Source organism: Caldicoprobacter guelmensis, from assembly GCF_016908415.1.
Classification (GTDB): domain Bacteria; phylum Bacillota; class Clostridia; order Caldicoprobacterales; family Caldicoprobacteraceae; genus Caldicoprobacter; species Caldicoprobacter guelmensis.
Map to the genome: position 1 here is coordinate 66,232 of NZ_JAFBDW010000002.1, position 20,447 is coordinate 86,678.

Here is a 20,447-nt window from a genome sequence, read left to right on the forward strand (position 1 = left end):
TGGTTCACTGGCATATAAGCTGAATGTTTTGCTTCTGATTACCAAAAGGATAATATACTGCCTGGTTTGGCGCCCTGCTGTATTTTGCGCTTGTTTACCTTTTCAGGGTTGAAGAGGTCAAGTGGCTTATAGACATGGTTAAAAGACGTTTGGGAATTTCTGGATAACAACGAGTCTGAAATTACCGGTTGACAATTTTACATGAAGCGAATATAATATTCTTTGCAAACCGATAAAGGTTGTTACAAACAGATAGCCTTTAGTGTGCGGAAGTGGCGGAACTGGCAGACGCGGTAGTTTGAGGGGCTGCTGCTCGTTAAGAGCGTAAGGGTTCGAGTCCCTTCTTCCGCACCAGAGTGAAAGCCTCGCTTGATTTATAGCGGGGCTTTAAATTTTTTTTGGCGAATTATTTTCTCGCTCCGTCAAATACTAAACCTGTGTCAATGACTTGTTTATACCCATCAGGAGGTTGGATTGATGACTGGTATATATCTCGGTATGGTGGTTTATTTCATACTGTACCCAGGAGGAAGGAATGGTGATAAAGCGCAGCATAGCGTGTATACTGCTTTTTGCGTGTATATTTTTTTATTCGAGCGGTGTGTACCCTGTTCAAGGTAATTGTTCGAGCAATATAGCTTATAGCGATTTAACGGGCTCTAGAATAAATTTTAAACTTCAAAATGTATTTCAAAAATCTGATATAGGTGTGATGGAGGTTGGCCATTATATTGAAGGTTTTTCCCTTGCCTCTAGAGTACCTCACAGAGTATCCCCCTCTACTGCTGCAAGGGCGGCTGTGGTGATGGAGGTTTCCAGCAAGAGAGTGCTATACGCCAAAAACCAGCATATGAAGCTACCCATGGCCAGTACCACCAAAATCATGACGGCCATATTGGCCATAGAAATGGGCAATCTTGACGATGTGGTAGTAGTTTCACCTAGAGCGGTGGGGGTGGAAGGTTCGTCCCTCTACCTAGCAAAGGGAGAAAGGCTTACCCTGGAGCAGCTTCTCTACGGCCTTATGCTTCGATCGGGCAATGATGCGGCTGTTGCCATTGCCGAGCATATAGGCGGTAGCGTTGAAAACTTTGTGAAGCTTATGAACAGGAAAGCGGTTCAAATAGGAGCAAAGAATACCAATTTTGTCAACCCACACGGGCTGCATGACGATATGCACTATACCACAGCCTATGACCTGGCACTTATATCAGCCTATGCTATGCAAAATCCCGTTTTTCGCACCATAGTGTCCACCAAATACAAAAAAATTCCCTGGGAAGGACGAAGCTATGATAGAGTACTCCAAAACAAGAATGCCCTGCTGTGGAGCTATGAAGGAGCTAACGGTATAAAGACGGGCTATACTAAAGTTTCCAAGAGGTGTCTTGCCTCTGCCGCATTGCGCAATGGTATGCAGCTGGTGTGCGTGGTGCTGGACTGCCAGCCATGGTTTGACGACAGTGCGGCATTGTTGGACTATGGCTTTTCAAACTTTAAACCGTATACCGTGATTTCAAAAGAGCAGGTTATGGGGTATATCCCAGTTAAGGATGGGTATGAGGTACAGGTGGCAGCTATATGCAGAGAGGAGATAGTTTTGCCGGTAAAAGAAGGGGAGGAAAAGGGAATATTAGTGGAGGTTAAGTTGCCAGATTATCTAAAGGCTCCGGTGAAGGCTGATACCAAGGTGGGGTATGTGAAGGTGACTTTGGGCGATGAGGTAAGCATAAAGAAGGACCTGTATACCGCAACCGATATCAAAGAAAACACCATAAGGTCAAATTTGAAGAGGATAATTGACAGGTGGCTCGATATAGAATATTGATTTTTTGAAATACTTTTGAAATATTTTTGTAAAAAATAGATGCATTTTTCCGTGAGCTGTGTTAATATAAAGATAGGTTGTACACTTTCAAAAAAGGTGGTTACAATGAAAAAGGTGTTCACCACGCTTATATTGATGTTATTTGTATGCTTGATGTTGAGCGCACCTGTCAGGGGGGAAGGGACACCTGTTAATGGGGATGTGAGTGGGGGCATATCTGGTCCTACAGATAGTGAGGTATTAAAAGTGAAGAGTACTGGACAAAAGGTAGTAGACCTTCAGATGAGGCTCAGGGACCTGGGGTATTTTAATTATAAAGTCACGGGATACTATGGGACAGCTACAGCCGATGCTGTGCGCCTGTTTCAAGAGCAAAACGGGCTTAAAGTGGATGGTACGGTGGGACCTGAAACCAAAAAGGTGCTGTACAGCCCTAATGCCAAGCGTTATACAGTCTATCCGTCTCAGGCGTCTTCTTATCTGCCGGCTTCCCGCGGTGGTAGGACATCCTTGGGAGTGCTGGTTGATTGGTTTTCAAAAGGTCAGTATCTCTTTCCCAGGGGTGCAGTGGCAAAGGTAATAGACCTGTATACTGGCAGGTCGTTTTACATGAAGCGCACCGGTGGGACCAACCACGCGGATTCAGAGCCGGTGACAGCGAAGGACGCCTGGACTATTAGGGAGATATGGGGTGGATGGAGCTGGGATCGCAGGCCGGTCATAGTGGAAATCGGGGGAGTGCGAGTAGCCGCTTCCATGCATGCAATGCCCCATGCCTATGATATTATCCCCAACAACGGCATGGAGGGGCATGTGTGTATCCATTTTTACAAGAGCAAAACTCATATACATAACAGACAAGACCCCGAACATCAGGATGCTGTGATGAGGGCCGCTGGCCGATGAGGCCGGCTTTTATTTTTTTTGGCTTATTACAAACTTATCTTGGTTGACTTGCCTGTGACCACTTTATTTTGCATAATCCTTTTTCACTGTAAAAGTTGCAGCAGGCATAAAAGGCCGCCTATTTGGTAAGATTAATTTACGGGTGATGCGAAATATGAAACGTTGGCTTAAAATTGGAATATCAGGCTTTGTGGCCGGGTTGTGCAACGGCTTTTTTGGCTCGGGAGGCGGTGCTATTGTGGTGCCGGCCATGGTACACCTCTTGGACATGAAGGAGCACGACGCGCATGCTACTGCTTTGGCGGTTATACTTCCTTTGACGGCTATAAGTTCATTTGTGTATTTCAAAAGCGGATTTTTTCAGTGGGATGTGGCTTGGAAAGTGGCTATTGGCGGTGCAGTAGGGGGACTTGTAGGGGCTTGGATCTTAAACAGAATTTCACCTTATTGGTTACGCAAAACCTTTGGCCTTTTCATGATCATTGCTGCTATAAGGATGATAGCATAAGATGCTGCTTTTTTTGATAGGGTTGTTTTTTGGAATTATCAGTGGAATGGGTATTGGGGGCGGTACTGTCCTTATCCCAGCCCTAGTGTTTTTGGCTGGGCTGTCTCAGCACGCTGCTCAAGGGATCAACTTAGTGGCATTTTTCCCAACGGCAATTTTGGCGATTTTTCTTCATGTCAAAAATGGATACATCAAGTACAGAATGGCCATTTACCTCTTCCTAGCAGGGGCTATAGGCGCATTTCTGGGAGCTGAGCTTGCTGTTATCACCTCTTCTGAAATCTTAAAGAGGCTGTTCGGGATTTTCTTATTGGTAATGGGCATTTATGAATTTGTCCGAAGCGGGAAAAAATAACATGGTAGCTGTACGCTTGTCGAAAAAAATTGCGTATGGGGTTTTAATGGGATTGCTAAATTTATAACATGTAAAGTGTCATGAAGAAAGTCATGCATCTCTATTAAAAACATTGAGTTTTCCTTAATTTTTGTGAAATATATGTATAATACACATACTATAATGTGTAATAGTTATATAACAGCCAAAGTCGTTTAAAATGCTGTTTTCAAGCCATTTGTTAAAAAATAAACTTGTAGAGTGTATAACATTTTTGCAAAACCTGTGTTATAATATATGATGATAAATGCAAGTTATATTGCATTATGACGGATAAAATTACATGCCATTGGCGCCATTATAAACTGTGGGAAGAAGGTGTGTGAAATGGGGTTAAAGGTGCTTGGGTTTAGAGGAGGAGTGCATCCCTTCCATAGAAAGGAAAGCACGCAGGACAAAGCAGTTGAAAGGATGCAAGCGCCAAGGCTGGTGTATATACCATTGCAGCAGCATATAGGTGCTCCCTGTGAACCGCTGGTAAAGCCAGGTGACCGTGTTAAACTGGGACAGAAGATTGGACAGCCAAAAGGATTTGTAGGCGCACCGATTCATGCCAGCGTTTCGGGAGTTGTAAAGGATATAAAGCAGATGCCTCATCCTACTATGGGACAGGGGATTGCCATAGTTCTCGAAAATGATGGGAAGGATGAATTGGACGAGTCAATTGTTCCAAGGGATATAGAGGCGTTGGACGTCGATGAGCTTAAAGGCTTAATCTTTGAGGCCGGTATTGTGGGTATGGGCGGTGCTGCCTTCCCGACTCACGTCAAGCTTTCGCCGCCTAAGGACAAGAAGATAGATGTTGTGATTTTAAACGGTGCTGAATGCGAACCTTATTTGACGGCTGACCACCGTTTGATGTTGGAAAATCCGCAGGATGTGGTGGATGGGCTGAAGGCCATCATGAAAGTGCTTGGAGTCGAAAGAGGGTATATCGCCATAGAGGATAACAAACCAGATGCTATACGCACTATTGCAGAAGCTACCGCATCGATGCCAGGTGTTGAAGTGGTACGGCTTAGGACCAAATATCCTCAAGGCGCCGAGAAACAGCTCATATATGCTGTCACCGGCAGACAGGTTCCATCTGGAGGACTGCCCATGGACGTGGGGGTTGTGGTCAATAATGTTGGGACAGCGGCTGCCATTGCCCGTGCAATAAAGACAGGTATACCGCTTATCGAGCGCATTGTAACGGTGACGGGTGGCGGAGTGGCCCAGCCCAAGAACCTTTCGGTGCGTATAGGCACGCTATTTAAGGATGTGATTGATGCCTGTGGCGGCCTGGTGGGTCAGCCGGCTAAGGTGGTATCGGGAGGGCCTATGATGGGGATTGCGCAGTACACCTTGGAGGTGCCGGTTATCAAAGGTACATCGGGTATCCTGGTACTCACTAAGCAGGAGGCCGAAACGCCTGATCCGGGTCCCTGCATACGATGCGGTAAATGTGTAGATGCCTGTCCTATGCGGCTTATGCCTCTATTTATCAGCGTTTATTCTCTCAAAGGGGATTATGATAATAGCGAAAAACTACATGCCATGGATTGTATAGAGTGTGGTTGCTGTTCGTATATATGCCCCGCCAAACGCCCGCTTGTGCAATCCATTCGCACGGCAAAGCGCGTGATTACCGAAAGGAAAAGGCGCGCAGCCGGTGCTAAATGACCGACGTGTACGCATGCTCCGATTGCATAGTTGCTGTTGTTATGCCATTGAGGCAACCGGGCAGTTGATTTGTGTTGGATTGATGAGCAGGGCTGTCTCCGATATCGCCTGTTGGGGTGGGAGCAGCTTGTAAGGCGGATTACAAATGCATCAACCTTCTAATTTGGGATTGTGTCCTTGGGATTTAGATGAACAGGGGGTGTTGCGATGGATTCTTTGATAGTTTCTTCTTCTCCCCATGTGTATTCAAAGGATACCACGGTTCGCATCATGCGGGACGTGGTGCTGGCGCTTTTACCGGCGGCAGCCGTTGCTGTGTACTTCTTTGGAGTAAGAGCAGCTCTAATAATGGCTATATCCGTTTTATCGGCTGTGATAACCGAAGCGGTTGTACAAAAGCTCATGAAAAAGCCGATTACCGTCAATGATTGGAGTGCTGCGGTGACGGGGCTTATGCTGGCTTTTAACCTGCCGCCCACCGTGCCCTTGTGGTTACCCGTGGTGGGTTCGATTGTTGCCATTGCCCTGGTTAAGCAGGCCTTTGGTGGATTAGGGCACAACTTCATGAACCCGGCCTTGGCTGCCAGGGCTATATTGCTGGCAGCGTGGCCGGTGTACATGACTACCTGGGCCGAACCCATTCATGGGATTGTGAACTCGGCGGCAGATGCCGTCAGCTCGGCCACGCCGCTTGCCATACTTAAGGGGCTTGAGGGAACCGAGGCGCAGCTTCCTCCTCTGTGGGCCATTATTCTGGGCAGTACCAAGGGTTGTCTTGGCGAGACGTCAGACCTGGCGCTTCTGCTGGGTGCTGCTTATCTGCTGTGGAGAAGGGTAATAAACTGGAGAATCCCGTTTAGCTTCATAGGCACTGTGGCACTGCTTACCTGGGTTTTGGGGCCACGGGGTCTTTTTACGGGAAATGCGATATATCATATATTTTCAGGTGGGCTTATCCTGGGCGCATTCTTTATGGCCACAGATTATTCGTCTTCACCGGTAACGCCTAAAGGGCAGATAATAATGGGTATTGGTTGCGGAGTAATCACGACCATTATTCGGCTGTACGGTGGTTATCCCGAAGGGGTCACCTATTCAATACTGCTGATGAACGTGGCCACTCCATTGATCGACAGGTTTACCATGCCACGCATCTATGGAGAGGTGAGAGCTGATGTCTGAGGGGGTGAAGATGTCCATCAAGCTGTTTATAATAACTGCTGTGGCGGCTCTTGCACTGAGCGTCACTTATGCCGTTACCGAGGAGCCCATAAGGCTGCAGAACGAACAGGCCAGTATGGAGGCTAGAAAGGCCGTACTGCCCGATGCCCAGGAGTTCCTTCCCGTCGACATATCGGAGTATAAAGATGAGTATCCCGATGTTATTGAGGTGTACCAGGGTAAATCAGGAGATGACGTAGTAGGTTATATCTTTAGGGTGGTATCCAAAGGTTACGGTGGCAATGTGGAACTATTTGTGGGTATAGACGGTAAGGAAAACAGGATCGAAAGCGTAAGCATCATCAGCCATAAAGAAACCCCAGGGCTGGGAGCCAAAGCGACTGAGTCAGATTTTTTGAGCCAGTATACCGGTAAATCGGCTGATAGTTCACTGGTGGTGGTTAGGGGAAGAGCCACGCAGGACACGCAAGTGGAAGCTATAACCGGTGCTACCATAACTTCTAAAGCCGTAACTCAAGGCGTAAACTCTGCTCTGGAGTTCTACGGCCGGGTATTAAAGGACGGAGGTGCTGAGCGATGAAGGCCTTGAAGGTGTTTTTCAATGGGGTACTCAATGAAAACCCCACTTTCAGAATGGTTTTGGGGATGTGTCCTACTCTTGCTTTGACTACTGCAGCCATAAACGGCATAGGCATGGGGCTGGCCACCACCTTTGTTCTGGTGGGTTCAAACCTGGTTATATCGCTACTTAAAAGCTTTATATCGCAAAAGATAAGGATTCCGGCTTTTGTGGTGGTCATCGCCACCTTTGTGACGGTGGTCAGCATGGTAATGCAGGCCTTTCTCCCTGAGCTCAACAAAAGCCTGGGTATATATATTCCGCTCATCGTTGTAAACTGCATTATTTTGGCAAGGGCAGAGGCCTTTGCATCCAAGAATTCGGTGCTTCTGTCGATAATGGACGGATTGGGCATAGGCATAGGTTTTACGCTGGCGCTGCTTTTGTTGGGTTCAATACGTGAGATAGTGGGTGCCGGCACCTGGTTTGGTGTGCCCCTTTTTTCAGACAGCTTCAGCCCGGCTGTCATCATGATCCTGCCTCCGGGAGGGTTTATAACCCTGGGGTTGGTGTTGGGGCTGCTCAACAAGTTGACTGGCAGGGCTGAATAAATCCTTGGTATACCACTTTTAATAAAACTTCAGTGAGCTTAGATTGGCTGTAGAGGGAGCGAAACTCCTATGACCAGCCAATTACACGATAGATAGACCGGGTAACGAAGGCGTGTTGCAGATTCTATTGCAGATGCGTTTGGTTACCACCACGGTTAATGGGTTCAGTTTTAAAAGCAATGTGTAGGGGGAAAGGGTATGGAATACGTGGGTAGAATATTCGTCATATTGATAAGCTCGATACTAATAAATAATTTTGTTATGTCGAGGTTTTTGGGCATCTGCCCCTTTCTTGGGGTATCAAAGCGGGTTGAAACGGCGATAGGCATGGGTGCTGCCGTCACTTTCGTGATGGCCATGACATCTCTGATTACCTATATCGTTCAGTATGCCATACTTGAACCTTTGGGCCTTAAGTATTTGCAGACAATCATATTTATTCTGGTAATAGCTTCGCTAGTGCAATTTGTTGAAATGGTTGTCCAGAAGGCCAGTCCGACGCTGTACCAGGCGTTGGGTGTATATCTACCGCTTATCACCACCAACTGTGCCGTCTTGGGAGTGGCAATCATAAACATAGATGAGAAGTATGATTTGATTCAGGCGCTGTTCAATGGGGTGGGTGCTGCCCTTGGATTTACCCTGGCTATAGTGCTTTTTGCTGGAATACGTGAAAGGTTGGAATTATCCGATATCCCCAAGCCACTCAAAGGTTTTCCCATTGCTCTCATTACAGCAGGCTTGATGTCGGTGGCCTTTCTAGGGTTCCAAGGGCTTATAAAATAAAGGGGGATTGTTGTATATGGAGAAGATTCTACTGTCCTTGCTCAGCCTGGGAGGTATGGGGTTTTTGTTTGGGGCGGTTTTGGCGTTTGCATCCAAGAGGTTTGCTGTTGAGAAGGACCCCAGGGCCGAGGCTATCCGTGAGGTGCTGCCAGGCGCAAACTGCGGCGCATGCGGCTATCCAGGGTGTGATGGTTTTGCAGAGGCTGTGGCCTCGGGTAGAGCCCCAGTGGATGGCTGTACCGTAGGGGGATCGCCTGTGGCCGTGAGGGTCGGCAGCATAATGGGCGTTGAGGTCAAGCAAAAAGAACGAGTTATTGCTCATGTGCTGTGCCAAGGTGACTGTCACAATGCTGTAAACAAGTACCAATACAAAGGTATACAGGATTGCGTGGCAGCATCCATGCTGGCAGGTGGACCCAAGGGTTGCAGCTACGGTTGCCTTGGGCTTGGAACATGTGTGAAGGTATGTCCTTTCGATGCCATCCACATCTCCGACGGTAGTATTGCTGTGGTGGACCGGGACAAGTGTACAGGGTGTGGCAAGTGCGTAGAAGCCTGCCCTAAGAATTTAATAGAGCTCATACCTGAGTCCAATCTGGTACAGGTGCTGTGTATATCAAAGGACCCGGGCAAACAGGTGCGTGAAAACTGTAAAGTGGGATGTATAGGGTGCCGGCTATGCCTCAAGGCTTGTCAATTTGAGGCCATAGACTTTGTTGACAATCTTGCCAGGATAAGGTATGATAAGTGTGTAAACTGTATGGTATGTGCTGAGAAATGTCCAACCGGTGCCATATATGCTCACTTTGCCAAGCGCAAGGTGGCCTTTATCCACGAGAACAAGTGCATAGGCTGTACCGCCTGTAAGAAGGTATGCAAGTTTGAAGCCATAGAGGGTGAGCCCGAGCAAAAGCACAGGGTGTTGCCTGACAGGTGTACGGGATGTGGCCAGTGTGTTGAACGGTGTCCGGTGAATGCCATTTCATTAAATGTCCGAGAGCATTAAAATTTTTGCATGCGGAAGAAGAGCACTTTCTTCTTCCGCTATGGATTAATAAAAAGCCGGGAAGAGAAAGTAAAGTGCTATCTTCAAGGCGAAGTTTTAATTTGCCCAATAAGGTAAGCGGTTAACCAGACCGGTTTCAAATAGGCCACTATCTTTGGTAATTAGGGCAATTGGATAGTGGCGAAAAAAATACATTAAATTTATTAAGAAATTGGGGTGAAGGTGATGAAGCTTAGCTTGGCCGATTTGAAAAACAGGCTGAAATGGGAGGAAAAAGGCTATAAGCTGCCGGAGTTTGACATCGAAAGGGTAAGGGAGAAGACCAGGAAAGAACCCATATGGATTCATTTTGGGGCCGGTAACATATTCAGAGCTTTTCCGGCTGTACTCCAGCAGACCCTTCTGGAAGGGGGATACAGTGACAGAGGTATCATAGTCTGCGAGTCTTACGATGAGGAAATCATAGAAAAGGCCTATGCGCCATTTGACAACCTCAGCGTAGTCGTTACTTTGAGGGCTGACGGCAGCGTGGATAAGAGGGTTGTAGCCAGCGTAGCCGAAGCCATACCTGCCAGAGGCAATATGGACAGGCTGGTAGAGATATTTACTTCTCCGTCGCTGCAGATGGTCAGTTTTACCATAACCGAGAAGGGATATTCGCTTAAGAATGCCAGGGGTGAATACTATCCCGAGGTAGTTGACGACCTCAACTCCCTGTCGGATCAGCCAAAAACTTTGATGGCCATGGTCGCATTACTGTGCTATAAGAGGTATCAAGCCGGCAGATTGCCCATAGCGCTGGTGAGCATGGATAACTGTTCCCACAACGGTACTAGGTTGTATGAAGCCGTGAAGGCTTTTGTCGATGCCTGGGTAGAAAAAGGTTTTGTTGACAAAGGGTTTAGGGACTATATAGAGGACCCCAATTTCGTATCTTTTCCTTGGAGCATGATAGACAAGATAACGCCGCGTCCGTCTGAGCAGGTAAAGGCCTTGCTGGAGGCTGATGGCCTTGAAGGGGCCGACATAGTGTGCACCAGAAAGAATACCTATATTTCCTCCTTTGTGAACGCCGAGGAAGCGCAATATCTGGTGATTGAGGATGTATTTCCAAACTCAAGGCCGCCTCTGGAAAAAGCCGGTGTGATATTCACTGACAGGGAGACGGTGGACAAGGTTGAGAAGATGAAGGTGTGTACCTGCTTGAATCCCCTTCACACCGTCCTGGCAATTTACGGATGTTTGCTGGGCTACAAGTCCATAGCCGATGAAATGAAGGATAAACACTTAAAGGCTTTTATAGAGAAAGTAGGGTATGAAGAGGGGCTACCTGTGGTGGTGGATCCAGGCATAATCGATCCTCAAGAGTTTATCAAGGAGGTCATCGAGAAGCGCTTTCCTAATCCATTTGTACCCGATACGCCTCAAAGGATTGCTACCGACACCTCACAGAAGATACCGGTGCGTTTTGGTGAGACCCTGAAGGCTTATATCAGGACGGAGAAAAGGGATATATCTACATTGACCTATATACCGCTCTTCTTTGCGGGCTGGCTCAGGTATCTCATGGGGATAGACGATGAGGGCAATCCCTTTACGCCCAGCCCAGACCCCATGCTGGAGCCCCTGCAGTCTTACGTGAAAGATATAAAGCTGGGAGATACCGGACCCTTTACTGAAACATTAAAACCCATATTATCCAACGAAAACATATTTGGCGTTAACCTGTATGAATATGGGTTGGCTTCTAAGGTTGAGGCCATGTTTGCAGAGCTGGTCGCTGGCAAGGGTGCAGTGAGGAAAACGCTGGAGAAATATATAAATATGTGATACGGCTTGTAGGGTTGGGTATGGCTTGTAAGATTGTTGGATAGAAGCAGAGTGGTGAGTAAAGAAAGGTTGCTGGACTTTAGAAACGTTTGGTGGGTAGAGATTGACTGTTGCCTTTGTCCCAATGCCTTGGGTGTTTTTGCTACCTACCAAGTGAATTAATGGTTGATAATAGTTGATGTGGTGATGGATTTGGTTCGATTAAGGCAGGTACATGTTATAGGAGAAGAGTACTGCGCAGGTATGGATACTCGCATGGACTGTTTTACAGACGGCAGAGTAGATACCGGTGCAAAGGCTGGTTCAAATACTGGTTCGTATGCCGCTTCCAATGCCTACTTATGTGCTGATTCAAATGCCGGACCAAATACCGGTTTAAATGCCGCTGTAAACAGCGATTTATATGGCAGTGTCGGACATGATTTACAGCATGTCATTGGCAGGTTTTACTGGTGCGATGTGCTAAAAGCTCTTCCATTGTTGCTTGAACAGTATGAAGGCAAAATACAGGTGGTGTACATGGACCCACCTTTTGTGACCGGCCAGGTGTTTCGATTTCAGCAGCCGGTTGGTGCACAAGGGTGGAGGGGAAACCGCACATACATTATAACCCATACCGCCTACGATGACCTGTGGAAATCGGGCAGGGATGCCTTTTTATCGATGATGAGAGAGGTGCTGTCCTGCGTATACCGCCTTCTTTCTCCTGAGGGGTCATTGTATCTGCACATCGACTACCGTACCAGCGCTTACATGCGCATAATGCTGGATGAGATATTCGGAGAGGAGAATTTCCTAAACGAGATCATATGGCACTATAGGAGCGGTGGCAGGGCTAAAAACCACTTCAGCCGTAAACACGATACCATACTGTTTTACAGAAAATCGCCTCAGTATTATTTCGATATCGAGTCGGTGGGGGTTGCCAGGGGGAAGGATAAGCGCAATCATATGAAACAGCAGGTGGATGAGGATGGGCGAATATTCTGGTCCATAAGGTCAGGAGGCAGGGAGTACCGGTATTACGAGGACAGCAAGATATATCCCAGCGATGTGTGGGACGATATCTCTCACCTCCACCAAAAAGACCCCGAAAGGACGGGGTATGATACGCAAAAGCCCGAGGCGCTGCTTGAGCGGATTATCAAGGCATCGTCCAGGCCGGGGGATCTGGTGGCCGACCTTTTTGCAGGTTCGGGAACCACTTTGGCAGTAGCCCAGAGGCTGGGTAGGCGATGGATAGGGGTGGACAATGGTGTCTTTTCGCTGCATACTTGCAGAAAGCGACTTGTGCACCAACTGAACTGCCTTTATGGTGAAGACGGTTTGAAGGCACAACGGTGGTGTAATAACGGTGAGGGCGCCGAGCATTTGATGGCTCATGTTGGGTCAGTCAGTGTGGGCCAGGATGGTTGCAGTGCCATTGTAAGCGAGAATAAATATGGAGATACCGGTGGAATGTCAGGGGAAGTGTCAAAGAGAGGAGTAAAGGTGCTTTTTCATCACTACCAGCGTTTCGAGAATGTTATGGGATATAGAGTGACCCCAAAAATTGATGTGGAGTGCGTCAGGCTGCACGATCACCATGTTGCTGTGCGGCTTAAAGAATACGCTTTGCCGCAAATCCAGGGGTATGAGTGCTTAAGCGATATGGTAAGGGAGTTGCCTTTAGGGCCTCTCGACCTTGTGGATTGCTGGGCGGTTGGCTACTTGGAGGATGGCGTGTTCAAAGCGGCTAGCTGGTCGATGAGGAGCTTTGATACCCCTTGCCTGAATGATGAGCTGAAGGTTCCTGTGCGCGGCGGCCAAGCTCCTGTGATGCACTTGGTGGATGTGTATGGGCAGCAGTGGTTTTTTAGTATGGAGGGATTGTAGTTATGTACAGGGATTGCAGGTAGCGGCCATTGGCCTATTGTTGCCTGTTGAGGCACGACTTTGTAAATTCACTTAATCGATAAAAATCGGAGTTCAGCGCAGTTGAAAGTGCTGGCTGGAGGTAACGATATTCATGTATCACAAGCTGATGGATATATATTACAGGATGTATAAACATTTTGGGCCCAGACACTGGTGGCCAGCCGATACGCCGTTTGAGGTGGTGGTAGGGGCGATACTCACCCAGAGCGTTGCGTGGCGAAATGTTGAACAGGCCATAAAAAATTTAAAACAGGGTGGGCTCCTGGACCTGGTAGCCATAGCTCAGGCTCAGCTTGATGAGCTGGCCCAGCTTATACGCCCCACCCGGTATTACAATACAAAAGCCAAGAAACTCCAGGCCTTCTGCAGGCATGTGGTGGAGAATTATGATGGGTCGCTGGAGCGCTTTTTTGCCAAGGACTTGTGGCCTTTGAGGGAGGAGCTTTTGGGGATATACGGCATAGGCGAGGAGACAGCCGACAGCATATTGCTTTACGCCGCTGAGAAACCCATATTTGTGGTAGATGCCTATACGAGAAGGATATTTTCCAGGCTGGGTATGGTGGATGCCGATATAAAATACGGCCAACTTCAAAGATTTTTCATGGATCACATTCCGCCTGATGTAATGCTTTACAACGAGTATCATGCGCAGATTGATGCGGTGGGCAACCATTATTGCGCAGCCAAAAAGCCATCATGTGAGGAGTGTCCGTTAAAGGCTTTGTGCGGATTTGTCCCCTCTGTCTAATTTGCTTGTACTGTTTACGCGTTGTTTGCTATTGCTTGTGATAAACTGTTTTTGGTTTTAAAGAAGATACTGCCTTGTTGTTGAGCTTTTCTGATTTTCAATCTTCTTTTGTTTTGGCCACGTAAGGCTCATTGTGTTGTGATTTGGTCTTGCCTTTTTCCTGGAGTTCTGCTCCACGCTTGTGTGTTCCTTCTAAGCCTGTCCAGGCATGAAAGGTTGATATAAACTCTCCGTAAGCGCTTTTATCTTGCAGGATGTCGTTTACCATATCATCTTTTTGGACGCGCCTTTTCTTTGCCAAGGTTATCACCTTCCCTTTTTTGATTATTGTACTGTTAGTCTGTACATATACGCTATTTTTTATTTAAAATTCTTGTTAAGTTTCCCTTTTGCGGACCAGGTAAAAATGTGGTAAAATATCTTCGATGGTGTTTTAAAGGATAAGGGGAGAAAGGGTTATGAGATAAATATGAGCCTGTGGGGGATATTTTTAAGTGCGCTTATAATAGGTTTTTCAGGAGCCATGATGCCGGGCCCTATGATGGGCGTCACTATTGACGGGAGCCTTAAAAAGGGGGCAGTGGCTGGACCAGTAGTGGTGTTGGGGCATGGGGTCCTTGAATTTATACTGGTTATGGTTATGGCATTTGGTTTGAAGGATTTTTTTGCCAACCTCAAGGTGGCGGGACTGATAGGCCTGGTGGGCGGAGCGTTTTTGATGTGGATGGGCTTTAACATGGTAAGGTCGGCTGTGCACAACGCTGTTCCCCTACAGGATGGCGCTAAAGGTTGTTTGAATGTTCAAAATCTGGCACTGGCAGGGGCGGTGGTCAGCATCACCAACCCGTATTTTATAATGTGGTGGGCTACCACTGGTATGGAAATGATACGTCAGGCTTATGTCCTGCGATTTTGGGGAGTGGCCTTCTTCTACGTGGGTCACATACTATCAGACCTCATATGGTACTCTGCCGTTTCTGTGGGGATATCCAGAGGAAAGAAGGTTTTGAGCGACCGTCTGTATCGCTGGATAATCTTTGCGTTGGGACTATTTTTGATTGGATTTTCGTTGTACTTTATGTACAGCGGAGTAGAAATGCTTATATAATTGTGCTTGAACGAGCAATAATAAGCACTGGGGAGGTCGTTGATATGAGTACGTTGATAGAGGATGGGGCAGTGGTATTGTTTCAGGGCGACAGCATTACCGATTGTGGACGAAGCAGGAGTGATGATGGTGACTTGGGAAACGGTTATGCGAGTATGATAGCGGCCTGGTTCAACGCCGTTTATCCCGAAAAAAGGGTGAGGTTTATCAACAGGGGGATAAGTGGTAACCGCGTAAGGGACCTTGTAGAGCGTTGGCAGCGTGACTGCATAGACCTTAATCCTTCCTGGGTGTCCATATTGATAGGCATAAATGACTGCTGGCGCAGGTATGACAGCAATGACCCCACACCAGTAGAAGTGTTCGCAGCGGGATACAGAAGGATCTTGACTGAGGTTTGCGAAAAGTTGCATGCCAAAATTATTATATGCGAGCCTTTTGTTCTGCCTGTGCCGGAAGACCGCAAGATGTGGCGGGAGGACCTGGACCCCAAAATCCACGTTGTACGGGAGCTGGCCAGGGAGTTTGGTGCATTGTACGTCCCCTTGGATGGTATTTTCGCCTCAGCTGCCGCAAAACGCGAACCGGAGTTTTGGGCACCTGATGGGGTTCATCCCTCTCGGGCGGGACATGCGCTCATTGCCCGTGCTTGGCTGCAAACAGTCAAGGCGGAACTTTAGAGGTATCCGAAAGTTTTTAAGCTTTGTGCTGTTTTGTATGTGAGATTGGTTTAAAGCAAAAGTGTTTTCTTAAAGCAAGTTTTGCGATGAATGGTAGAGAGAACGGAATTTGACATTTTAAAAGGAAGGAGGAAGGCGTTTTATCTTCCAACCTGTGCTGTGCAGGATGATGCCATTATGGCTTGTGAGCGTTGGATATGTTTTTTCAACTTGACACGGCTATGGTGGTGATGTGCAGGAAGCACAGGCAGGCACAGGTTGGAGGTTTTGTGCCGCAGTGCTATGGAACACAGGGCTGATATAGGAGTATTCGGTGGTTCGGGATTTTATTCCTTTTTAGAGGATGTGGAGGAAATAACGGTTCCCACTCCTTACGGGGCGCCCAGCGATAAGATTGCCGTGGTTAGGATAGGGGACAAACGTGTAGCCTTTCTTCCACGGCATGGAAAGGACCACAGATATCCGCCACACAAGATCCCTTACAGGGCAAATCTGTATGCTATGAAAGAATTGGGGGTCAAGCAGATCATTGCACCAACTGCATCGGGGAGCTTACAGCCCCACATCAAACCCGGTGATTTCGTGGTGTGCGACCAGTTTGTTGACAGGACATGGGGCAGGGAGGATACGTTTTTTGAAGGGCCAGTGGTGAGGCATGTAAGCGCGGCATACCCTTATTGCCACAGGTTGCGCAAGCTGGCGGTAGAGACCGGTAGGGAACAGGGTATAACCATCCACGATGGGGGTACGGTGGTGGTAATACAGGGGCCAAGGTTTTCTACTAAGGCGGAAAGCCGTTGGTTCAGCAGCATGGGCTGGGAAGTCATAAACATGACCCAGTATCCAGAGGTGATTTTGGCACGGGAACTGGGCATGTGTTATGTAAACATTGCCCTAATTACCGATTATGATGCAGGGCTTGAAGGGCGCGACGATATAGCTCCTGTGACCGAAGAAGAGGTCTTTAGGGTCTTTAAGGAAAATAACGATAAGGTGAGGAACCTCATAATGGCCATGATTGAGAAGATGGACGTAAACGTCGAGTGTGACTGCTGCAAGTGATTTAGTCTTTTAATGAGAAGACCTGTAATGCTCCATCCAGATATTGCCTTGTTGTTATAGCTTGCTCATGAGTGCAATCAGATGAAAAAGTTATTTCATGGTTTCCAGACAGGGAATATGATAAAAGCTATTGTACCAAGAGATTGAGCCTCCACGTGTCAGTAAGAAAAGGTGAAGATAACAAGAACAAGGAGGGAACAACCATCAGGCCTATTGAATGGAAAAACGATAGACTGTACCTTCTTGATCAAACTATTCTTCCACATGAAAAAAAATACGTAGAGTGTTTCACGTATCAGGATGTGGCGAAAGCCATAAAGGAGATGATTGTACGAGGAGCGCCTGCTATCGGAGTTTCGGCGGCTTATGGCATAGTTTTGGGCGCTGCAGAATATAAAGGGAATTATGTGGAAGGGTTTTTAAAACACGTTGAAGCGGTAGCGCAGGTGCTTAAAAATACGCGTCCCACGGCTGTCAACCTTTTCTGGGCCATAGAGCGGATGCTGAAGGTGGCTTATGATAACAGGTACAGGCCGGTTGGGGACATCAAGGATATGCTGCTTAAAGAGGCTGACAAAATGGCACAGGAGGATGTTGAGACAAACCGCAGGATAGGCCGTTTTGGTCAGCAGCTTTTGAAAGATGGCGATGTGGTGCTGACACACTGCAATGCCGGAGCTCTGGCTACTGTAGGCTATGGTACTGCACTGGGAGTTATACGGGCGGCCCACGAGGCGGGCAAAAAGATTTCGGTATATGCCGACGAGACTCGTCCCTATCTACAGGGAGCAAGGCTGACTGCCTGGGAACTTATGGAGGAAGGCATACCGGTTACCTTGATCACCGATAGCATGGCGGGGTATTTTATGAAGAAAGGTGTTATATCGGCTGTCATCGTTGGTGCCGATAGAATTGCCGCCAATGGGGATGTGGCAAATAAGATAGGCACCTATACCCTAGCGGTGTTGGCAAAAGAAAACCGGATCCCGTTTTATGTGGCAGCTCCGGTATCTACCTTTGACCTTTCGCTAAAAAGTGGTGAGGATATACCTATTGAAGAAAGGGATGAACGAGAGGTTACTCATATAGGGGGGATACGTATTGCGCCTCAGGGGGTAAAGGTGGCCAACCCGGCTTTTGATGTAACGCCAAATCAATATGTAACCGCTATAATTACTGATGTTGGAATTGTCTATCCTCCTTATGAACAAAATTTAAAAAAACTTTTAAATGATAAGTGAAAGTACGGTAAGTAAATGAAGAAGGCTGATTTTGGTGTATTTAAGCCTTCATTAGAAAAATACGGCATATAACAGCTTTATACAGGTTTGCATTATATTTCATCAAATAAAAACCAGTATAGCAGGCAAACTAAAAACAAGGAGGCGATAAACATGAAATTGATAAGATCCCTTGTTTTGTTTGCCTGTGCGTTACTGGTTTTAATGTTTTCTGTTTCATGCACTCAAAGGACTGCGCCGCGGCCAAACGCTCAGAATGTGCCACGCACAACCCGCTGGACTGCACCACCTAGGACGCCTACTACTCCGCCTGCGCCTAATGTCACACCTACAAGGGTTGATAACAGGCAGTATGTGAACAGGGCACGCCGCATTGCTGATAATGTGGCTGACCTTAAAGAGATTGAGTCGGCTACTTGTGTCATAAGTGGTAATACCGCAATTATAGGTGTGCAGTTTAGCGAGCAGTACAAGGGCAAAATGACCGACGAGATAAAGAAAAAGATCGATCAGATGGTCAAAAAGACTGATACTAGGATTAGGAGAGTTGCTGTTACTGCTGACCCTGACCTGGTGAGCCGTATACGGGACATTTTCAAGGACATAGGGCGAGGTAGGCCGCTGTCTGGTTTCGTTAAGGAGATTAATGAGCTGCTTAACAGGATACAGCCCAAGTAAGGGATAGGGCTGCATGGCCCTGTCCCTTACTTATTTTGACGTTTTTTACCTGGAAAATTGTATGATAAAATGATAAAATAAAAATGCAACCAAATTGTAGTAATTAACCGGGCAAATATAGTATACTTTTTAATAAACCAGATGTTATTGTTTGGTAAACGGAGAGTTGTTTCAAGGATTAACAAAACAAATTATAGGGAGGTAGTTTTTATGCAAAAGGCTGTTGAATTACATAAAAATGGTATGACATTAAGGGGGATGTTGCACAAGCCCGATAATGTGACAGGGAAACTTCCTATGGCTCTGATCTTCCACGGTTTTACCGGTAACAAGATGGAACCTCACTTTATATTTGTCAAGCTGTCCAGGCGGCTGGAGCAGGCGGGTATTGCCAGTTTGAGGTTTGATTTTCTAGGAAGCGGAGAAAGCGATGGCGAGTTTAAGGATATGACGCTTTCGGGAGAACTTGACGATGCAGAAGCCATTTTAAATTATGCTAAAAGCCTGGAGTTTGTGGACAAAGACAAAATTTTTGCAGTGGGTTTGAGCATGGGTGGTGCAGTGGCCAGCATGCTGGCAGGGCGACATCCGCAAGATATTGCGGCCCTTTGTCTGTGGGCTCCGGCTGGCAATATGGGCCAGCTCATTCAAGAGAGGATAAAACAGATCCAAGCAGCCGGGGTGAATATAGGCTCTATGGAGTATTTTGACCTGGGTGGTAACCTTGTAGGCAAAGGGTTTATAGAGGATGTATTGTCACTTGATATATTTAGCGTAGCTGCTCCTTATGATAAACGAGTATTGATTTTGCACGGAGACAGGGATGAGGCCGTACCTCTAAAGACATCCTACAGATATCTGGAAGTTTACGGAGATAGAGCTAAACTACATGTGATAGAAGGAGCCGATCACACGTTTAATAAATGGGAATGGGAACAGGAGGTAATTGAGAAGACGGTTGAGTTTTTAAAGAGCCATGTGTAAGTTGTATTCCGGTTTTCCTTAGGCTGTCCCAAATACCGACTGTTGGGAATGGGGCAGCTTGAAAGGGAGGTGTGGCTAAAGCGTGTTTTGGGAGGATGTATTTAAGCTTGTGTTGGCCATGTTACTTGGGGGGCTTGTGGGGCTTGAGAGAGAGATCACAAACAGACCTGCTGGATTTCGGACTCATACCCTTGTTTGTATGGGTTCTACGCTGGTGATGGTTACGTCGATCCATCTCTTCAGGTTGTACCACGGCATGGTCAACCTGGATCCGGCACGCTTGGGTGCACAGGTCATAAGCGGCATCGGCTTTTTAGGGGCCGGTACCATACTCAAGGATAAGACCAGGGTGCGCGGGCTCACCACTGCTGCCAGCCTGTGGGTTGTGGCGTGTATTGGCTTGGCGGTGGGGGCCGGCTTGTACGAATTGTCCATACTCGTTGCGGTGCTTGCCTATATCACCTTGATATTGCTCAAAAAAATGGAACGATTTCTCAAAAATAAATCGAAAGTAGAAGAGATTGAACTTGATATGCGGAATGTGCCAGGTCAGATTGCGAAAGTGACCGAACGCATGGGGCGCTTAAATGTCCAGATAAGGGATATAAAAATGGAGCCTACCGACGAGCCGTGGGTTCAGACCAAGTTTTATGTAATGCTTCCTCGGGGTATGAAACGAGAGGAATTGATGAAGGAGCTTAAGACAGTGGATGGGGTTGTGGTGGTTTATACGGAAGAGGATTGAGGGCAC

Annotated in this window: 21 protein-coding genes and 1 tRNA gene; 21 read left to right on the forward strand and 1 reads right to left on the reverse strand. The window is 47.2% G+C overall.

What is annotated here, in order from left to right:
• Positions 1-266 precede the first annotated feature (266 nt).
• The 14 genes from JOD02_RS02780 to JOD02_RS02845 all read left to right on the forward strand — a co-directional run bounded on the left by JOD02_RS02780 (position 267) and on the right by JOD02_RS02845 (position 13,943).
• Positions 267-354: transfer RNA gene (locus tag JOD02_RS02780), tRNA-Leu, on the forward strand.
• Between the two features lie 181 nt (positions 355-535).
• A complete protein-coding gene (locus tag JOD02_RS02785; RefSeq protein ID WP_204486726.1) occupies positions 536-1,828 on the forward strand; it encodes a D-alanyl-D-alanine carboxypeptidase family protein in 1,293 nt (430 codons plus the stop codon).
• Positions 1,829-1,933: 105 nt separating this feature from the next.
• On the forward strand, positions 1,934-2,734 hold the full coding sequence (locus tag JOD02_RS02790; RefSeq protein WP_204486728.1) for a peptidoglycan-binding domain-containing protein: 801 nt from the start codon (positions 1,934-1,936) through the stop codon (positions 2,732-2,734).
• Positions 2,735-2,888: 154 nt separating this feature from the next.
• The gene (locus JOD02_RS02795) at positions 2,889-3,242 is read left to right on the forward strand and encodes a sulfite exporter TauE/SafE family protein (protein WP_204486730.1); all 354 of its coding nucleotides are present in this window, start codon (positions 2,889-2,891) and stop codon (positions 3,240-3,242) included.
• Between the two features lies 1 nt (position 3,243).
• A complete protein-coding gene (locus JOD02_RS02800; RefSeq protein ID WP_204486731.1) occupies positions 3,244-3,597 on the forward strand; it encodes a sulfite exporter TauE/SafE family protein in 354 nt (117 codons plus the stop codon).
• A gap of 366 nt (positions 3,598-3,963) precedes the next feature.
• Entirely contained in the window at positions 3,964-5,301 is a 1,338-nt protein-coding gene (rsxC, locus tag JOD02_RS02805) for an electron transport complex subunit RsxC (protein ID WP_204486733.1), read from the forward strand.
• A gap of 207 nt (positions 5,302-5,508) precedes the next feature.
• Positions 5,509-6,483 (forward strand): RnfABCDGE type electron transport complex subunit D, encoded by a 975-nt coding sequence (locus JOD02_RS02810; protein ID WP_204486735.1) that lies wholly within the window; start codon positions 5,509-5,511, stop codon positions 6,481-6,483.
• Positions 6,476-7,063 (forward strand): RnfABCDGE type electron transport complex subunit G, encoded by a 588-nt coding sequence (locus JOD02_RS02815; RefSeq protein ID WP_204486737.1) that lies wholly within the window; start codon positions 6,476-6,478, stop codon positions 7,061-7,063. The genes JOD02_RS02810 and JOD02_RS02815 overlap by 8 nt, the downstream gene beginning before the upstream one ends.
• A complete protein-coding gene (locus tag JOD02_RS02820) occupies positions 7,060-7,653 on the forward strand; it encodes an RnfABCDGE type electron transport complex subunit E (protein ID WP_204486739.1) in 594 nt (197 codons plus the stop codon). Before JOD02_RS02815 ends, JOD02_RS02820 begins: the two co-directional genes overlap by 4 nt.
• A 198-nt stretch (positions 7,654-7,851) precedes the next feature.
• Positions 7,852-8,439, forward strand: coding sequence for an electron transport complex subunit RsxA (gene rsxA, locus JOD02_RS02825; protein WP_204486740.1), 588 nt, complete (start codon positions 7,852-7,854; stop codon positions 8,437-8,439).
• Between the two features lie 16 nt (positions 8,440-8,455).
• A complete protein-coding gene (gene rnfB / locus JOD02_RS02830; RefSeq protein WP_204486746.1) occupies positions 8,456-9,445 on the forward strand; it encodes an RnfABCDGE type electron transport complex subunit B in 990 nt (329 codons plus the stop codon).
• Positions 9,446-9,670: 225 nt separating this feature from the next.
• Positions 9,671-11,275 carry a mannitol dehydrogenase family protein gene (locus JOD02_RS02835; protein ID WP_204486748.1) on the forward strand — a complete coding sequence of 535 codons (1,605 nt, stop codon included), beginning with the start codon at positions 9,671-9,673 and terminating at the stop codon, positions 11,273-11,275.
• Between the two features lie 165 nt (positions 11,276-11,440).
• Positions 11,441-13,150 carry a DNA methyltransferase gene (locus JOD02_RS02840; RefSeq protein ID WP_204486749.1) on the forward strand — a complete coding sequence of 570 codons (1,710 nt, stop codon included), beginning with the start codon at positions 11,441-11,443 and terminating at the stop codon, positions 13,148-13,150.
• 133 nt (positions 13,151-13,283) lie between these two features.
• Complete coding sequence (locus tag JOD02_RS02845) at positions 13,284-13,943, forward strand: endonuclease III domain-containing protein (RefSeq protein ID WP_204486751.1); 660 nt, start codon at positions 13,284-13,286, stop codon at positions 13,941-13,943.
• A 97-nt stretch (positions 13,944-14,040) separates the two neighbouring features.
• Here the strand turns inward: JOD02_RS02845 and JOD02_RS02850 are convergent, their stop codons facing one another.
• The gene (locus JOD02_RS02850; protein ID WP_204486753.1) at positions 14,041-14,244 is read right to left on the reverse strand and encodes a hypothetical protein; all 204 of its coding nucleotides are present in this window, start codon (positions 14,242-14,244) and stop codon (positions 14,041-14,043) included.
• 168 nt (positions 14,245-14,412) lie between these two features.
• On the opposite strand from JOD02_RS02850, the gene JOD02_RS02855 reads away from it, so the two are divergent.
• The 7 genes from JOD02_RS02855 (at position 14,413) to JOD02_RS02885 (ending at position 20,441) form a co-directional block, all read left to right on the forward strand.
• On the forward strand, positions 14,413-15,051 hold the full coding sequence (locus JOD02_RS02855) for a LysE family transporter (protein ID WP_204486755.1): 639 nt from the start codon (positions 14,413-14,415) through the stop codon (positions 15,049-15,051).
• 44 nt (positions 15,052-15,095) lie between these two features.
• Positions 15,096-15,731 carry an SGNH/GDSL hydrolase family protein gene (locus JOD02_RS02860; protein WP_204486757.1) on the forward strand — a complete coding sequence of 212 codons (636 nt, stop codon included), beginning with the start codon at positions 15,096-15,098 and terminating at the stop codon, positions 15,729-15,731.
• Between the two features lie 282 nt (positions 15,732-16,013).
• Positions 16,014-16,793, forward strand: a complete 780-nt coding sequence (locus JOD02_RS02865; protein ID WP_204487328.1) for an S-methyl-5'-thioadenosine phosphorylase — start codon at positions 16,014-16,016, stop codon at positions 16,791-16,793.
• A 203-nt stretch (positions 16,794-16,996) separates the two neighbouring features.
• Positions 16,997-18,034, forward strand: a complete 1,038-nt coding sequence (mtnA, locus tag JOD02_RS02870; RefSeq protein ID WP_204487330.1) for an S-methyl-5-thioribose-1-phosphate isomerase — start codon at positions 16,997-16,999, stop codon at positions 18,032-18,034.
• Between the two features lie 153 nt (positions 18,035-18,187).
• A complete protein-coding gene (locus tag JOD02_RS02875) occupies positions 18,188-18,712 on the forward strand; it encodes a YhcN/YlaJ family sporulation lipoprotein (protein WP_204486758.1) in 525 nt (174 codons plus the stop codon).
• 210 nt (positions 18,713-18,922) lie between these two features.
• The gene (locus JOD02_RS02880; protein WP_204486760.1) at positions 18,923-19,696 is read left to right on the forward strand and encodes an alpha/beta hydrolase; all 774 of its coding nucleotides are present in this window, start codon (positions 18,923-18,925) and stop codon (positions 19,694-19,696) included.
• Positions 19,697-19,778: 82 nt separating this feature from the next.
• Positions 19,779-20,441: an MgtC/SapB family protein gene (locus JOD02_RS02885; RefSeq protein ID WP_341534515.1), complete on the forward strand. Its 663-nt coding sequence runs from the start codon at positions 19,779-19,781 to the stop codon at positions 20,439-20,441.
• The last annotated feature ends 6 nt before the right edge of the window (positions 20,442-20,447 follow it).

Bases quoted from the DNA above. Each gene is read 5' to 3' on its own strand.
- JOD02_RS02785 (WP_204486726.1), top strand. From the start codon at position 536: ATGGTGATAAAGCGCAGCATAGCGTGTATACTGCTTTTTGCGTGTATA.
- JOD02_RS02790 (WP_204486728.1), top strand. From the start codon at position 1,934: ATGAAAAAGGTGTTCACCACGCTTATATTGATGTTATTTGTATGCTTG.
- JOD02_RS02795 (WP_204486730.1), top strand. From the start codon at position 2,889: ATGAAACGTTGGCTTAAAATTGGAATATCAGGCTTTGTGGCCGGGTTG.
- JOD02_RS02800 (WP_204486731.1), top strand. From the start codon at position 3,244: ATGCTGCTTTTTTTGATAGGGTTGTTTTTTGGAATTATCAGTGGAATG.
- rsxC (WP_204486733.1), top strand. From the start codon at position 3,964: ATGGGGTTAAAGGTGCTTGGGTTTAGAGGAGGAGTGCATCCCTTCCAT.
- JOD02_RS02810 (WP_204486735.1), top strand. From the start codon at position 5,509: ATGGATTCTTTGATAGTTTCTTCTTCTCCCCATGTGTATTCAAAGGAT.
- JOD02_RS02815 (WP_204486737.1), top strand. From the start codon at position 6,476: ATGTCTGAGGGGGTGAAGATGTCCATCAAGCTGTTTATAATAACTGCT.
- JOD02_RS02820 (WP_204486739.1), top strand. From the start codon at position 7,060: ATGAAGGCCTTGAAGGTGTTTTTCAATGGGGTACTCAATGAAAACCCC.
- rsxA (WP_204486740.1), top strand. From the start codon at position 7,852: ATGGAATACGTGGGTAGAATATTCGTCATATTGATAAGCTCGATACTA.
- rnfB (WP_204486746.1), top strand. From the start codon at position 8,456: ATGGAGAAGATTCTACTGTCCTTGCTCAGCCTGGGAGGTATGGGGTTT.
- JOD02_RS02835 (WP_204486748.1), top strand. From the start codon at position 9,671: ATGAAGCTTAGCTTGGCCGATTTGAAAAACAGGCTGAAATGGGAGGAA.
- JOD02_RS02845 (WP_204486751.1), top strand. From the start codon at position 13,284: ATGTATCACAAGCTGATGGATATATATTACAGGATGTATAAACATTTT.
- JOD02_RS02855 (WP_204486755.1), top strand. From the start codon at position 14,413: ATGAGCCTGTGGGGGATATTTTTAAGTGCGCTTATAATAGGTTTTTCA.
- JOD02_RS02860 (WP_204486757.1), top strand. From the start codon at position 15,096: ATGAGTACGTTGATAGAGGATGGGGCAGTGGTATTGTTTCAGGGCGAC.
- JOD02_RS02865 (WP_204487328.1), top strand. From the start codon at position 16,014: ATGGAACACAGGGCTGATATAGGAGTATTCGGTGGTTCGGGATTTTAT.
- JOD02_RS02875 (WP_204486758.1), top strand. From the start codon at position 18,188: ATGAAATTGATAAGATCCCTTGTTTTGTTTGCCTGTGCGTTACTGGTT.
- JOD02_RS02880 (WP_204486760.1), top strand. From the start codon at position 18,923: ATGCAAAAGGCTGTTGAATTACATAAAAATGGTATGACATTAAGGGGG.